This window comes from Streptomyces sp. NPDC058326, from assembly GCF_042879855.1.
Taxonomy (GTDB): Bacteria; Actinomycetota; Actinomycetes; order Streptomycetales; family Streptomycetaceae; genus Streptomyces.
On the sequence record NZ_JBHVZO010000016.1, the window covers coordinates 20,550 to 34,178 of the forward strand.

A 13,629-nucleotide genomic window follows, 5' to 3' on the forward strand; every position below is an offset into this window, starting at 1 on the left:
CCGCTGCCCGCTGCCCGCTGCCCGCTGCCCGCTGCCCGCTGCCCGCTGCCCGCTGCCCGCTGCCCGCTGCCCGCTGCCCGCTGCCCGCTGCCCGCTGCCCGCTGAAATTTTGCATTATACCTGGAGTTGGCGGGCGATGCTGGGCTGGGTTGTCCGAAGGGGTGGGGTCGTGCGAGGACGCCTGATGCGGCATGGCCCCGATCGTACCGGTGGCGTAACCCCGTCATTGTCGTGAGAGTTGCGATCGGGTGCCGGCGCAGACGTCTCGGAAGCGCTCGCGGGCTGCCTCCGCGCCCTCGGCGTCGGGGAGCAGTACCTTCCCGTGGGGTTCGCCGAGCGGACCGCCCTCTACCGGGAACTGCTGGCCGAGCGAGGCGGATGCTGGTGGTACTGGACGACGTGACACGTCCCGCCCGGGTCACCGCACGCATGCTGCCTGGGGCCAGGTTCGGAGGCGAAGGAGACGCGGGGTTCTGGAGAGAGCGAGCCTCCTCTCCGTCCTGGGGGACCGACCGTAGATACGTCCTGCACGGTCTTGTACGGCGATCTCCGCCTGCAACGCCCCGTGCGCCGACCAGGCGTTCGAATGCTCGACGTGATCCTCGATGAGGACGTGCTCGCGTCGAACCAACATTGCCAGTGCCCCAGCAGCGGGCCGGGCCGGTCCGGGTGGTCGGCACCGAGAACAGCAGTGAGCGGCTCTTGGGGTATGGCCAGATGGAGGGCTGTGCGCCTTCTGGTGCAGATCACCCGAATGCCGCATTCCCTTTCCTTGCGGGGATCGTTGGGCGGGGTGCGGCAAGGGTGAAGGTGTCTTGTTTCGAATTTGACGGTTATTCGGACACCGTTGACTGACGACACCTGTTACTCGATTGTCAGATTGTTCGACCGTTAGACATCGACTCGTCGCTGCATACCGACCTCGGTATGCGGTCGGGGAGGTGAATATGGAGCGAGGGGCTATGTACGAAGGAAGTATTCCGCTCGAGGATTTCCTCGACACGATGAATGAGCTGCAGGCAGATTTCGAGCGACGCCTCAAGGGTATCGAGCGCGAGGCGTCCATGGGTGCGCCCGCTGTGCAGAAACGATCCGGCTCGGCGGCGGCACGGACGTATGCGGACAACCACCCGCCTCTCGGACTCGAGGCGATCTGGACCACCGCCCGCCGATTGAGGGATGAAGCAATCGCTGATCAGGAGAAACCATTCTCCTTCCGGCATCTGGACGCCGTTGCAGAGCCGATCGAAGAAGAAACGTTTAGCTCAAGCCGATAGCCGTAATTGGCCCGGCCGAATATTGCTGGACGCCACCGCCTGGAAGGAGAGATATTGGGTGGTGGCGCTAGCCAAGGGCTGTCCTAAATGATTTTCCGGCTGGTCGGGACGACGTGCTCGACCCCGGTCGGGGGATCACCCAGTACTCCAGCCGCAGATCGTGATCTCGATGGTGAGGGTCGTCGAGACGGCGGGTGTCCAGCGTGGATCATCTCGCCCGAGATCGCCCATGCCGTCGCGGGCGTCGGCTCCTTCTCCGTCTAGCCGAGCTCACCGCGACGGAGGGCGTCCCTCATCTCGCTGAGCTTCGCGGTCGCTGCCGGGGTCCGCTCCTGTGCTTGTTCAGCGAGCCGGAGGGCATCATCGATCTCGCTGAGTTTCCTGGAGGACAGGACGGCCGCCCGCTCTATCAGGTCGTCCCGGGACACGGTGGTCAGCCACGTGCACGGGGTGAAGCCTGGATGCGGGAACGCGAGCCGCAGCACGCCTTCGAGCGGCAGCCCTTCACCGGCGCCGACCGTCACTTCGATGCCCAGACCGCTGATGTCGAGGCCCGCCGGAGCGACGACCTGCATCACCTGGAATCCGGACGCGTCGTCTCCTGACAGCAGTACGACCAACCTCCGCTCGTCGAACTGGACCCACCAGACTTCGCCACGTTGCACAAGCCCTCCGATACACAGGACGGCAGGCAGAGGCTGCGCGACCTGACGCGGTGTGGAGACGGGTGCGGCCACCGTTGATCATCGGTGTGTGAAGGCAAACGATCATGCGGTGGCCGTGGGTCACAGCGTAGACCCTGCCTGCTGGCAGGAGGCGTTCGAGGGCCTGATGAGCCGGACAGCGGGGTGCTTCACACGGGTCGAATCCCGAACGCAACACCGTCGAGCGGGCGATCAACCGGCGTAAGCAGCACAGGGCGGTGGCACACGACGAGAAGCCCCAGAACGCGCAAGACCTCTTGGCCGCGGAATGGGCGACAGTCCTGGCCTACGGCCCGGAACGTGTCGACCCGGTCGTGCCCCGCACCGCTTACGGCCATCCGGCCCTGCGTGAGCTGTTCCCCATGATCGGCCACGGCGTCCTTTACCTGAGCCGGTGTACGCAGTACCCGTGGACGCGCGACGTCCCGACGGCCTTCCCGCAAGTCGCCGGCGGCTACCGCGTACGGCGCGAATCCGACCGCGCGCTCGTCGGCGTGGCCGGGACCGTGGAGGAGGCCTATGAGTTGATCGTGGCCAATCTTCCCGAGGGCTGTGGCCCGGCTGTCGACGGCACTCCGGACGATCTGTGACGCGTGTCAAGCCCACTGTGGCGAATCCCCCGGCGTGACGGGCACGAGCGGCTCGTACCCACGGGCGCGCATCTCCTCGGCGGCAGCCTCCGCGTCGAACATGAAGGCGGCCGGGGCCGGGCACCCGCCCTCGGAGCGTAGGCGCCGGGTGACCGGCGGGTCTCTTCCTCGACCATGGCCCGCACCTCGCCGGCGCTGACGCGTCAGTGGAGCAGGTCTCGTTCGACCCGTCCGGCATGACCTCCTTGGTGAGGAACGGGCACAGCTTGGCGCGCCGTGCCGACCTTGACCGCGTTCCACTCCCGGTGAGTGATCACGTAGAGCTTCGCCGGCCCGGTCAGGTCGATGCCGTGGGGAGCGCACATTCGGCATCGCCGGTACGGACACCGGTCAGCCGAAGATGCACCTCGTGCCCCGCCGGGCAGCGGCACAGCCACCGCTTGTCACTGAACCGGAGCGATGTCAGTGCCCAACAGTTCGTTGGTGCGTGGGCGCACGTCGTCCGGGTGTGCAGAGGGACCTCCCGCATGTCTGATCGCTCATCAGGTAAGTCGGGCATTCGGTCAGCGTGAGTCCCCGCGCGTTCCGGAACGATCGTCCCAACAGACGCCGGTGCGAAGGGGAATCTCAGGGAGGAAGCCATCTCGCCTGACCGGGGCGATGTTCCTCACAAACATCATTCGGAAGTGTCGGTGTAGAGTCGAAGCCGCCCTTGACCTGCACAAAGCAGGCAGGGAGCCGTCTTAGAGGAGTCCACAGTGCTGCGCACTCTGTTCAAGTCCAAGATCCACCGGGCGACCGTGACCCAGGCGGACCTGCACTACGTCGGTTCCGTCACCGTCGACGCCGACCTGATGGAGGCCGCCGATCTCCTGCCCGGCGAGCTCGTGCACATCGTCGACATCGACAACGGCGCCCGCCTCGAGACCTATGTCATCGAGGGCGAGCGCGGTTCCGGCGTCATCGGGATCAACGGCGCCGCCGCGCATCTGGTGCACCCCGGTGACCTCGTGATCCTCATCAGCTACGCGCAGGTCGAGGACGCGGAGGCCCGGACGTTCGTTCCGCGCGTCGTGCACGTCGACGGCGACAACCGCATCGTGGAGCTGGGGACCGACGCGTCCGCGCCCGTCCCCGGGAGCGACACCGTGCGCGGCCCGCACGCCGTGCCCGCGCCGGTGGCCGCGCCCGTGCAGATCTGAATTCCGAGCCGAGGGAGCGCCGCCGCATGGCCGAGCTGAAGATCCGCGACGAGCGGGCGAAGGGACGCCTTGAGGCGTTCGATGACGACACCTTCGTCGGGGTCGTCGTCTACTTCGTCCTGGACGCCGAGCCGCACGCGCTCGTGGCGGTGCACACCATCGTCGAGGAGGGCCACGAGGGGAAGGGCATCGCCGGAGCGCTCGTGCGCGAGTTCTACACGATCGCCGCAGGCGAGGGCGTGCCCGTCGTGCCGCTCTGCCCGTACGCCGCCAAGTGGGCCGAGCGTCACCCCGACGAGGCCCCGGTCCCGCCGTCCGACGTGGTCCGCGCGGCCAAGCTCCAGCTGAAGGCCACCCCGGACCTGTGGTGACCACGGCCGGCACCCTGGCCCTGCTGCACACCTCGCCGGTCCACGTCCCCGTCTTCGACGGGCTGCGGGACCGGCACCACCCCGGGCTCGTCCTGCGCCACCTCGTCGACGAGGAGCTGCTCGTACGGGCCCGGGACGCGGGGCCCGAGGCGGTCGGGGAGGCGGTGGCCGCCGCCCTCGCGGCCGCTGTCGCGGACGGCGCCGACGCGGTGCTCTGCACCTGCTCCACGATCGGCGGGGTGGCCGAGCGGCAGGCGGGCGCCCTCGGCGTGCCAGTGCTCCGCGTGGACCGGCCCATGGCCGCCGAGGCCGCCCGCCACCGCCGGATCGTCGTGGTGGCCGCCCTGCGCTCCACCCTGGAGCCGACCGTCGCCCTCATCGCCGAGGAGTCGGGACCGGACACCTCGATCGTCACCACCGTCGTGGTCGAGGAGGCCTGGGAGCGGTTCGAGGCGGGGGATCGGGAGGGGTACCTCGACGCCGTGGCGCGCGCTGTGGACGGCGCGCCCGGCGACGACGCCGGTGTCGTCGTGCTCGCCCAGGCGTCCATGGCGGACGCCGTCGGGCGGATGACCACCCGGCGGCTCGTCCTGGCCAGTCCCCGTCCCGGGCTCGCCGCGGCGGCCGCGGCGGTGGCCGCCGCGCGGGCCGTGACGTCAGGGCGCTGACCCGGAGGGAGGGATCCGGCGCGCGTGGTTCGGCCCGCCGGGCCACCCTGGAGACGGACGAACCCGCCGACAGAGAGGCCCGTCATGACCCGTCCCCCTTATCCCGGCCCTGTTCCCCCGTCGCCCATTCCGCCTCCGGGCCCACCGCCCGTGCCCCCGCCGAACCCGGTGCCGGTGCCTCCGGCGCCGGAGCCCGGCGGACCTGTACCGGAACCGGAGCCTCAGCCCCAGCCAGGGCCCGCCGGACTGGGGCCGGCGTCAACTCGCCGGTGATGAAAGGCGCCTGAGCTTTCGCGTATCCCTTGTCACGGAGCGTGCGCCACCCCTAACTTGGACGGCTGTCGCTGTGTTCAAGGGGGGCCCATGGCCGTACGCGGACGTCACCGCCGCCACCAGCCGAGCCGGATCAACCGTGCCTCGTTCACCGTCACCGCGGGAAGCGCCGGAATGGCTCTGCCGCTCATCGGCGCGGGCGCCGTGCAGGCCGCCTCGCTCGACGTCTGGGAGAAGGTCGCCGCCTGCGAGTCCACCTCCACCTGGCGCATCAACACCGGCAACGGCTATTTCGGCGGACTCCAGTTCAGCCAGTCCACCTGGGAGCGGTACGGCGGCACGCACTACGCGCCGCGCGCCGACCTCGCCTCCAAGGACCAGCAGATCGCGATCGCCGAACGCGTCCTGAAGGGCCAGGGTCCCGGCGCCTGGCCCTCCTGCGGGCCCCGCGCGGGTCTCGCCCGCGGCGGGGACGCACCGGACATCGCCCCCGGCGGTACGTCGGCCGAGGCGCCCAGCGGTGGAAACGCGGTCAGGACGGCCTCCCTGCCGGGCCTGCGCGCCTTACCCGAGCAGCCGGCCAGGAACGTCGGCCCGACCGCCGTGCCGGCCGTCCGCGAGATGTACACGGTGACGCCCGGCGACTCCCTGTCGAAGATCGCCCGCGATGAGCGGGTCCAGGGCGGCTGGAAGCGGCTGTACGAGACGAACCGGCCCGTCGTCGGCGACGACCCCGACCTCATCCACCCCGGTCAGCGTCTGACGCTGCGCATCGCCGCCCCGAAGAAGGCCGAAGGACGGACGACGGCAGCGGAGAAGGCCCGACCGGCGCGGACGGTACCGAAGCAGGCCGCCTCCCCGAAGCCCCCCTCGGCCACGACGCCCCCGGCGAAGGCCGCCACCCAGAACCCCCGGACCCGGCCCGCGGCCCATCCGGCGACGAAGCCCGCCGCCCGGCCCGCGACGGGCCCCACCACGAAGCCCACCGCCAGGCCCGCCACCAGGCCGGCCGCCAAGCCCACCCCCAGGCCCGCCGCGAAGCCCAGCAGCAAGCCCGCGACGAAGCCCGCCCCCCGGCCGTCCTCCAAGCCCCGGCCCCCCGCTGCCACGGAGGACCGCTACTCCGCCCCCGTCTCCGCGGGCATCGGCACCCGCTACGGCACCCGCGGCTCCTCCTGGTCCAGCGGCTACCACACCGGCGTCGACTTCCCCGTGCCCACCGGCACCTCGGTCAAGGCCGTGGCCTCCGGGCGGATCGTCTCCGCCGGCTGGGGCGGCGCGTACGGCTACCAGATCGTGCTCCGCCACGACGACGGCCGCTACAGCCAGTACGCCCATCTCTCGGCGCTCACCGTCCGCGAGGGCCAGCGGGTCCAGCCGGGCCAGCGCATCGGCCGCTCAGGGTCGACCGGCAACAGCTCGGGACCGCATCTCCACTTCGAGGTGCGGACGGGTCCCGGGTACGGCTCCGACATCGACCCCCTGGCCTACCTCAGGGCCCGGGGCGTCACCCTCTGACGCCGAAGACCCCCGGCCCGGCCCGGTCTTCGGAGCCGGGACCGGGCCGGACACCGACGGCGGCTCTCCCGGCACCGTCATCCGGTCCAGCGTGAGCTGGACCAGGCCGCCGGCGGCGACCGCGCCGCAGATCAGCGCGGCGACGGTGCCCGCCGCTCCGTAGCGGAAACCCTCGCCGAACAGGGTCAGGCCCACGGCGGCGGCCACCACCGGGTTGACCACCGTGACGGTCGCGAGCGGGGCCGCGAGCCCCGCGCCCCGGTACGAGGCCTGCGACAGGAGCAGCCCGGTCACCGCGAACGCCGAGAGCACGAGCAGACCGGTCCACTCGGCGAGCGGCGCGCCGGGCGTCCACACCTCGGCCACCGCCTTCGTGAAGACCGAGGCCATACCGAAGGAGACACCCGCGGCGGCGGCCAGGACCACGCTGCGCAGTACGGACCTGCCCACCAGGTGCGCGGCCGTGAACAGGCCGGCCACCACACCGACGGTGCAGGCCGTCAGCAGCCACCGGTCCCCGTCGGCCAGCGCCCGAGCCTCGGCGCCGGTGGTGAGGCTGAGCAGCCCGGCCAGGCCGACCGTGGCCATCAGGGCGCCCCGCCAGGCCCGTCGTCCGGCCCTGCGGCCGACGAAGAGGGCCGCCATGGGCAGCGCGAAGACGATGGTGAGGGCTCCCAACGGCTGGACCACGCTGAGCGGTCCGTACGCGAGGGCCGCGACGTGCAGAGCCGCGCCGACGCCGTTGAGCAGGACGGACCCCCACCAGGCCGGGCTGCGCAGCGGCGCGTAGCGCGGCCCGTCGGCGGAGGCCGCGACCCGCTCCTGCACGATCGCCGCGGCCGCGTAGGCGACCGCCGAGACCAGGGCCAGGAGGACGGACAGCAGGAGGGGACTCATAGCTTCCACGATCCCCCTTCCCGGCCGATCGCGTCGTCGTACCAGGGGACGTCCTCGGGGATACCGCCGACGCAGTACGAGGCCGCCGCGTACGCCCGGAGATGTACACCGGTGCAGGTCAGAACGGGTGCAAAGGGTTCTTTTCGAGCTGTTCCGTGAGGCTTGCGGGGCCGCTACGGTGGTCGGAAAATCCGCACCCCGGAAGCGGGTGGAAGCGGATGGAAGCGGGCGGGAGCGGGCGGTACCGAGATGAGGGCCCCCGACAGCAGCCCGCCGGGACCGTCCGTCGGAACATTCCGTCGGACAGGCCGGCGCACAGAACCAGACTGAACCGGACAGAACCAGGGGGACCACAGGTGGATCTCGTCGAGAGCGGATCAGTCGGCGGTTTCTTCGCCCTGCGAACCTCCGCGCCGGAGAGCGGCGGAGCGCACTGCCCGCTCGCCCTCCTGTACGCGGGGGAGGACGGCCCCCTCCACGCGCGCGTGGACCGGGTCACCGCGTCGCTCGGCGCCCCCGAGCGGCGCGTCGGGGCGTCCGTCGCCCACCTCGGGCTCGCCGCCCGGCTCTGGTCGACTGCCCTCGGGCCCGCCGCGCTCCACGGCCGCTTCCCGGACCTCGCCCCCGCCGAGCTGTACTGGGACGGGGCACTGTCCGCGCCCGACGACCTGTGGTGGGCCGGTCACGCGACCCGGCCCGCCACCGTGGACGAACTCCGGGCGGCCGTCCAGGAGGCCCACCTGGTACCGCTCCACGCGGCGCTGCGCCGCGACGGCCGCGTCTCCCCGCGACTGCTCTGGGGCAACGCGGGCTCCGCCCTCGCCGGGGCCCTGCGGGAGCTGACCCGCTGGGCGCACGCCAGGGGCCGCCCCGACGTGGCCGAACGGGCCGCCGCGCTGGTCTCGGGACTCCTCGACCACCCCGACCTCGCCGGTACGGTCCGGGGCCCCCGTCTGCGCCGCGCCAGCTGCTGTCTGTACTACCGCTGTCCCGGCGCCGGGACGTGCGGCGACTGTGTCTTCGACCACGCTCCCCGAACGGGTTTGGATGCGCGGCCCCCCGCTCCGTAAAGTTGGGCTTTTGAAAGCCCCCGAACAGCGACGTACGAGCGAACGAGGACCCCGAAGGCCATGACGGTGACCGAAGAAAACCAGGACTACGGGCCGGGCGTCGACCCCGATCGCCTGGCCGTCTGCCTCAGCGTCCTCGACGAGCTCGACAAGCTGGACGTCGACCACCCGGACGCCATCCGCGTCCGGCGCGCCACCGCCGGGATCTACCGGACCGTGAAGCAGCGCCGCCGACAGGAGCGCCGGGCCGCCAAGACGGCCAACGACAAGGCGGTCACCGAGGCGACCGCGACCGGTTCCGCGCAGCGCATCGACGACGAGACCGAGGGCCTCCTCCCGTCCTCCGTCACGGAGGAGGGCCGGATCGCCGGGATACTCCAGCGCCCGCGCTCCTGCTACGTGTGCAAGACGCGGTTCGTCGAGGTCGACTACTTCTACCACCAGCTCTGCCAGCCGTGCGCGGCGCTGAACCGGGCCAAGCGCGACGCGAGCGCCGACCTCACCGGCAAGCGCGCCCTGCTCACCGGCGGCCGGGCCAAGATCGGCATGTACATCGCGCTGCGGCTGCTGCGCGACGGCGCCCACACCACTATCACGACCCGCTTCCCCAAGGACGCCGTCCGCCGCTTCAAGGCGATGGAGGACTCCGCGGACTGGATCCACCGCCTGGAGGTCGTCGGCATCGACCTGCGCGACCCGGCCCAGGCCGTGGCACTGGCCGACCGGATGGCCGAGGACGGGCCGCTGGACATCCTCATCAACAACGCGACGCAGACCGTGCGCCGGCTGCCGTCCGCGTACGCCGCGCTGGTCGAGGGCGAGAACGCCCCGCTGCCGGCCGGGGACCTTCCCGAGCGGCACGTCATCGGCGCCTTCAACTCCGGCGCCGTCGCCGAACTCGGCTCGTCGTCCGCGCTGCCCGCCGGCGTGAGCGGCCTCGACGCGCAGCAGGTCGCCGACCTCGCCCTGGTCGCGGGGAACGCCAGCATCGCCCGGCACCTCGACGGCACCGCGATCGACGCGGGCGGTCTGGTGCCGGACGTCGTCGACAGCAACACCTGGGTGCAGAGCATCGAGCAGATCTCCCCCGTGGAGCTGCTCGAGACCCAGCTGTGCAACTACACGGCGCCGTTCATCCTGATCAGCAAGTTGCGGCCGGTGATGGCCGAGGCCGCGAAGAAGGCGTCCAGCGGACGTTCCTACGTCGTGAACGTCTCCGCGATGGAAGGCGTCTTCAGCCGCGGCTACAAGGGCGCGGGCCACCCGAACACCAATGCCGCGAAGGCCGCGATGAACATGGTGACGCGGACCAGCGGTCAGGAGATGTTCGAGACCGACGGCATCCTCATGACCTCCGTCGACACCGGCTGGATCACCGACGAGCGCCCGCACTTCGACAAGCTGCGCCTCGCCGAGGCGGGCTTCCACGCCCCGCTCGACCTGGTCGACGGCGCGGCCCGGGTGTACGACCCGATCGTGCGCGGCGAGGGGGGCGAGGACCTGTACGGCTGCTTCCTGAAGGACTACGCCCCCGCCAACTGGTAGGGCAGCCGTTTCCCGAACCGCAGGCGAGCGGTTCCCGCGGTCCTGACAAGAGCGCCCCACCGGCCGGTGGGGCGCTCTTTCGGTTCTCTTCACCCGATTGCGTCACACTTCTGAGCCCGGTAGAGCGCGGACGCGCTCATTTGGTTACTCTGATGTTCACGGTCCGCCACCGGGGAGACACACCATCCTCACGGTCGACCAGGGACTGGCCTTCCATCAAGGCCGCGGTCCCGCCCGACGAACGGCGCCACCGCGACCGACCGGCACTTGTCCCACAGGTACGCGACACAAAGGAGTGCGCGGTGACACCCGAACTGACGAAGCAGGAACCGCGACCGGCCGAACGCAACGACCGGCCGCGCAAGAACGGCGAGCTGGGGAGCCTGGAAGTCTGGGCCCACGCGGCCCCGATCCGGCTCGCGGGCTACGAGGACGACCTCGCGGAGCCCCACATCCTGCCCGGCATCGACTGAGTCCTGGCTTCACACCCCGGTGCCCCCGCCGTTCACGGCCGGGGGCACCGGGGTTTTCCGCTGTCCGTCCTCCGCTGTCACGCCGGTCCGTCAAGCCCGTCATCGCAGCCGGGTCGGCGGCAGGTACTCCCGGAGGAGCGTCCGGTGCCACCAGGCCGCGGTCTCGCGGAGCTCGCGCCAGGTCGTGTACCGGTAGCGGTACAGCCGGGCGCGGACGAAAGCCGGCGGCGCTTCGGGGAAGGGGTTGTGGGCGAGCAGCCGCAGGGTGTCCCGGTCGCCGTCGAGCAGCCGCTCGACGAACGGACCGAACCACGCGCGCGCGTACCCGGGGCTGAGCGCCGCGAACCACATCAGCCAGTCGAGCCGCAGATGGTAGGGGGCGAACTGCCGGGGCAGCCGGCGCGGGTCGCCAGGCTTGCCCTTGAAGCCGTACTCCCGCCACACCGTGCCCGCGTGCGGCACGGGTTCGTCGGTGCCCTCGACGACGATCTCGTCCCTCACCCGGCCCACCGTGCCGAACGCCCCGTACGTGTTGACCAGGTGGAACGGGTCGTACGAGCGGTTCATCGCCTGGTGCCGGGAGAGCAGGTTGCGGACCGGGCGGTAGCTCCGTACCAGGACGAACGCGGTCACCGCGACGACCAGGACCACGTACCAGAGCGGCGGATCCGGCTGGGGGTGGTCGCCGACGACGGGGGAGGCGTCCACCGCGGAGACGGCGATCACGATGGTGATCCAGTTCAGCCAGGCGAAGTTCCCGGAGAGCACCAGCCAGAGCTGCGTCACGATCATCAGACCGGCCGCGATCGTGGCGACCGGCTGCGGGGTGAAGAGCAGGAACGGCACGACCAGCTGGACGACGTGGTTGGCCGCCACCTCCACCCGGTGCAGGGGGCGCGGGAGGTGGTGGAAGAACCAGCTCAGCGGACCGGGCATCGGCTGGGTCTCGTGGTGGTGGTACAGACAGGTCAGGTTCCGCCAGCAGGGATCGCCCCGGATCTTGATCAGACCGGCGCCGAACTCGACCCGGAACAGCAGCCAGCTCAGCAGGAACAGGACGAGGACCGGCGGGCCCGTGTCGTCGTTGCCGAGGAAGACCGCCAGGAACCCGGTCTCCAGGAGCAGCGACTCCCAGCCGAAGGAGTACCAGGTCTGGCCCACGTTCACGATCGACAGGTACAGCCCCCAGAGCAGCAGCCACAACAGCATCGACACCGGCAGCGGCACCGCGTCCCCGACGCCGGCCACCAGCGCGAGGGAGAGCGCGACCCCGGTCCACGCGACGGTCGCGAAGAGGCGGTCGGAGTAGCGCCAGTGGAAGAGCGAGGGGGTGTTCCGGGGCCGGGTCCCGCGCACGTACTCGGGCACGGGGAGCATGCCGCGCTCCCCGATCAGGGCCCGGAACTGGAGCGCTGCCGAGAGGAACGCGACGCAGTACAGCCCGGCGAGGCCGCGCTGGAAGACGATCCGGCTCAGCCAGTGGTCGGGCGCGGTGAACCACTCCATCGCCTCCAGTATCGGCCGTGGATCACGCCCTGACGAGCCGCCGGAGCGTCCGGCCCAGATGGCGTGCGTAGGCGCGCTGGAGCAGCGGGACCACGGGGCCGCCGAGGCGGGTGTACCAGGTGGCGGGGCGGCTGAACGCGGTGACCGTGAACCGCACCGTGCCGTCGGGGTCGAGGTCGACCACGAAGGACTCCTCGCCGCACTCGGGATGTCCGGTGAGCGTTCCGTAGGCGAAGCCGGTGCGGTGTTCCTCGTACGCCGTCCAGATCACCGAGCAGGGGACGCCGATCCGGAGCGGGCCGACGCCCGCCGACACCTCGACCGTGGCGCCGGGCTCGGTGCGGCCGGGATCGGCGAGGACGCGCGCCCCGGAGGCCCGGTGCATCCGCCAGGTGGTGACGGCGGCGCCCGCGGTCTCGAAGGCGGGGCGGCCGTGGCCGACCGCCTCGGTGTGCCGGAGGTGGTGGTAGCCCTCGGGGAGCGCCTCCGGGGTGCGGGTGGCGCCGACCTCGGCATAGGTGAGGGTCGGGCGGGGGCGTGGGGTCCGGGACAGGCTGTGCGTGAGGCGGGTCATGCCGGGAGCTCCGTTCGCGGGCGGGCCGTGGGGGTGGTGGGCGGTACGGGGCTGCCGGCGCGGTCCGAGGCGAGGCGGCGGCGGGCGAGCAGCGCGCAGACGGTGAAGCCGAGGGCGTTGCCCAGGCCGTGGGTCGCGGCGGTCCAGGTCAGGCCGAGGTGGGGCAGCCCGGTCGCCTCGCCGACCGCCCAGCTCAGGGCGAGCAGCATGGTGACGAAGAGGACCAGGGCGGAGACGGCGAGGAGCGTACGGGTGAAGCGGTCGGCAGCGGTCTCGCGGCGCTCGCGGAGGGTCAGGACGGCGACCGCCGTCATGCCGGCGGTCAGGACGGCCGCCCCCGCGAGTTCGGCCCAGTCGTCGATGAAGTAGCCGAGCAGGACGAGGAGGGTGCCCGCGGGGACGCTGAGCGCGGCGAAGCGGGCGGCGGGGGTGTCGGACGCGCGGCAGAGGAGGCCGGCGACCAGGGCGGCGGCGAAGCCCGCGAAGTGGAAGTGCGGGACGGTCAGCGCCAGGATGTCCAGGTCGAAGCCGAACAGCGGGTACGAGGCCCGCTCGGCGACGAGCGCGAGACCGGCGACCGACGGGGCGAGGAGGGCGGTGAGGACGGCCACCTCGCCCGCCCTGAGGGAGCGGGACAGGAACAGTCGGGCCGGGGCCTGGAGCGCGAGGGCGAGCGTGGCGAGCGCGTAGACGGCGGCGAGCGCGGTGGAGAGGCCCGAGCGGGGCAGCCAGAGGCTGAGCGCTCCGGGGAGCGCGAACAGGGGCCAGGCGCGCCGGAGTGGGTCCCATCCCGGGGGACGGGGGCCGTCGAGGAGGGCGAGCCCCGTCGGGACCACCCAGAGCATGCCGATCGTCACGACCGTGCTCACCAGGACCGACAGTGCGGTCATACGCCACCACCCCGACTTGAACGTGTTCAACTGCCGAGTCCGAGCGTAGAGCCTTTCTTGAACGCGTTCAA

At 71.5% G+C, this 13,629-nt stretch carries 15 protein-coding genes; 10 read left to right on the forward strand and 5 right to left on the reverse strand.

All coding sequences use genetic code 11. From position 1 onward, the window contains the following. The first annotated feature begins 238 nt into the window (after nucleotides 1–238). Nucleotides 239–403 carry a hypothetical protein gene (locus ACFVYX_RS26120; protein ID WP_389683926.1) on the forward strand — a complete coding sequence of 55 codons (165 nt, stop codon included), beginning with the start codon at nucleotides 239–241 and terminating at the stop codon, nucleotides 401–403. Nucleotides 404–962: 559 nt separating this feature from the next. Further along, on the forward strand, nucleotides 963–1,277 hold the full coding sequence (locus tag ACFVYX_RS26125) for a hypothetical protein (RefSeq protein ID WP_389683927.1): 315 nt from the start codon (nucleotides 963–965) through the stop codon (nucleotides 1,275–1,277). A gap of 260 nt (nucleotides 1,278–1,537) precedes the next feature. Here ACFVYX_RS26125 and ACFVYX_RS26130 read toward each other — a convergent pair whose 3' ends face one another. Continuing rightward, nucleotides 1,538–1,942, reverse strand: a complete 405-nt coding sequence (locus ACFVYX_RS26130) for a type II toxin-antitoxin system PemK/MazF family toxin (RefSeq protein ID WP_389684061.1) — start codon at nucleotides 1,940–1,942, stop codon at nucleotides 1,538–1,540. A 257-nt stretch (nucleotides 1,943–2,199) separates the two neighbouring features. Between ACFVYX_RS26130 and ACFVYX_RS26135 the strand changes: the two genes are divergently transcribed. From ACFVYX_RS26135 to ACFVYX_RS26155, 5 genes are all read left to right on the forward strand, one after another. Beyond that, entirely contained in the window at nucleotides 2,200–2,571 is a 372-nt protein-coding gene (locus tag ACFVYX_RS26135; RefSeq protein WP_389683928.1) for a DUF6193 family natural product biosynthesis protein, read from the forward strand. 758 nt (nucleotides 2,572–3,329) lie between these two features. Then, on the forward strand, nucleotides 3,330–3,773 hold the full coding sequence (gene panD, locus ACFVYX_RS26140; protein WP_389683929.1) for an aspartate 1-decarboxylase: 444 nt from the start codon (nucleotides 3,330–3,332) through the stop codon (nucleotides 3,771–3,773). Continuing rightward, nucleotides 3,770–4,144 (forward strand): GNAT family N-acetyltransferase, encoded by a 375-nt coding sequence (locus ACFVYX_RS26145; protein WP_389684062.1) that lies wholly within the window; start codon nucleotides 3,770–3,772, stop codon nucleotides 4,142–4,144. Before panD ends, ACFVYX_RS26145 begins: the two co-directional genes overlap by 4 nt. Beyond that, nucleotides 4,138–4,812 (forward strand): aspartate/glutamate racemase family protein, encoded by a 675-nt coding sequence (locus tag ACFVYX_RS26150; protein ID WP_389683930.1) that lies wholly within the window; start codon nucleotides 4,138–4,140, stop codon nucleotides 4,810–4,812. The genes ACFVYX_RS26145 and ACFVYX_RS26150 overlap by 7 nt, the downstream gene beginning before the upstream one ends. A gap of 363 nt (nucleotides 4,813–5,175) precedes the next feature. Then, nucleotides 5,176–6,603, forward strand: coding sequence for a transglycosylase family protein (locus tag ACFVYX_RS26155; protein WP_389683931.1), 1,428 nt, complete (start codon nucleotides 5,176–5,178; stop codon nucleotides 6,601–6,603). Here the strand turns inward: ACFVYX_RS26155 and ACFVYX_RS26160 are convergent. Beyond that, on the reverse strand, nucleotides 6,484–7,500 hold the full coding sequence (locus tag ACFVYX_RS26160; RefSeq protein WP_389683932.1) for a DMT family transporter: 1,017 nt from the start codon (nucleotides 7,498–7,500) through the stop codon (nucleotides 6,484–6,486). The genes ACFVYX_RS26155 and ACFVYX_RS26160 overlap by 120 nt on opposite strands. Nucleotides 7,501–7,856: 356 nt before the next feature. Between ACFVYX_RS26160 and ACFVYX_RS26165 the strand changes: the two genes are divergently transcribed. From ACFVYX_RS26165 to ACFVYX_RS26175, 3 genes are all read left to right on the forward strand, one after another. Next, nucleotides 7,857–8,570: a (2Fe-2S)-binding protein gene (locus tag ACFVYX_RS26165; RefSeq protein WP_389683933.1), complete on the forward strand. Its 714-nt coding sequence runs from the start codon at nucleotides 7,857–7,859 to the stop codon at nucleotides 8,568–8,570. A gap of 60 nt (nucleotides 8,571–8,630) precedes the next feature. Then, complete coding sequence (locus ACFVYX_RS26170) at nucleotides 8,631–10,115, forward strand: SDR family NAD(P)-dependent oxidoreductase (RefSeq protein WP_389683934.1); 1,485 nt, start codon at nucleotides 8,631–8,633, stop codon at nucleotides 10,113–10,115. A 302-nt stretch (nucleotides 10,116–10,417) separates the two neighbouring features. Further along, on the forward strand, nucleotides 10,418–10,588 hold the full coding sequence (locus ACFVYX_RS26175) for a hypothetical protein (RefSeq protein WP_198942251.1): 171 nt from the start codon (nucleotides 10,418–10,420) through the stop codon (nucleotides 10,586–10,588). Between the two features lie 99 nt (nucleotides 10,589–10,687). On the opposite strand, the gene ACFVYX_RS26180 is transcribed toward ACFVYX_RS26175, so the two are convergent. Genes ACFVYX_RS26180 through ACFVYX_RS26190 form a run of 3 tightly spaced genes read right to left on the reverse strand, consistent with a single transcriptional unit; the run spans nucleotide 10,688 to nucleotide 13,549 of the window. Then, entirely contained in the window at nucleotides 10,688–12,094 is a 1,407-nt protein-coding gene (locus tag ACFVYX_RS26180) for a lipase maturation factor family protein (RefSeq protein ID WP_389683935.1), read from the reverse strand. Between the two features lie 22 nt (nucleotides 12,095–12,116). Then, complete coding sequence (locus tag ACFVYX_RS26185; RefSeq protein ID WP_389683936.1) at nucleotides 12,117–12,668, reverse strand: DUF1990 family protein; 552 nt, start codon at nucleotides 12,666–12,668, stop codon at nucleotides 12,117–12,119. Further along, entirely contained in the window at nucleotides 12,665–13,549 is an 885-nt protein-coding gene (locus tag ACFVYX_RS26190; protein ID WP_389684063.1) for a YndJ family protein, read from the reverse strand. Before ACFVYX_RS26190 ends, ACFVYX_RS26185 begins: the two co-directional genes overlap by 4 nt. Between the last annotated feature and the right edge of the window lie 80 nt (nucleotides 13,550–13,629).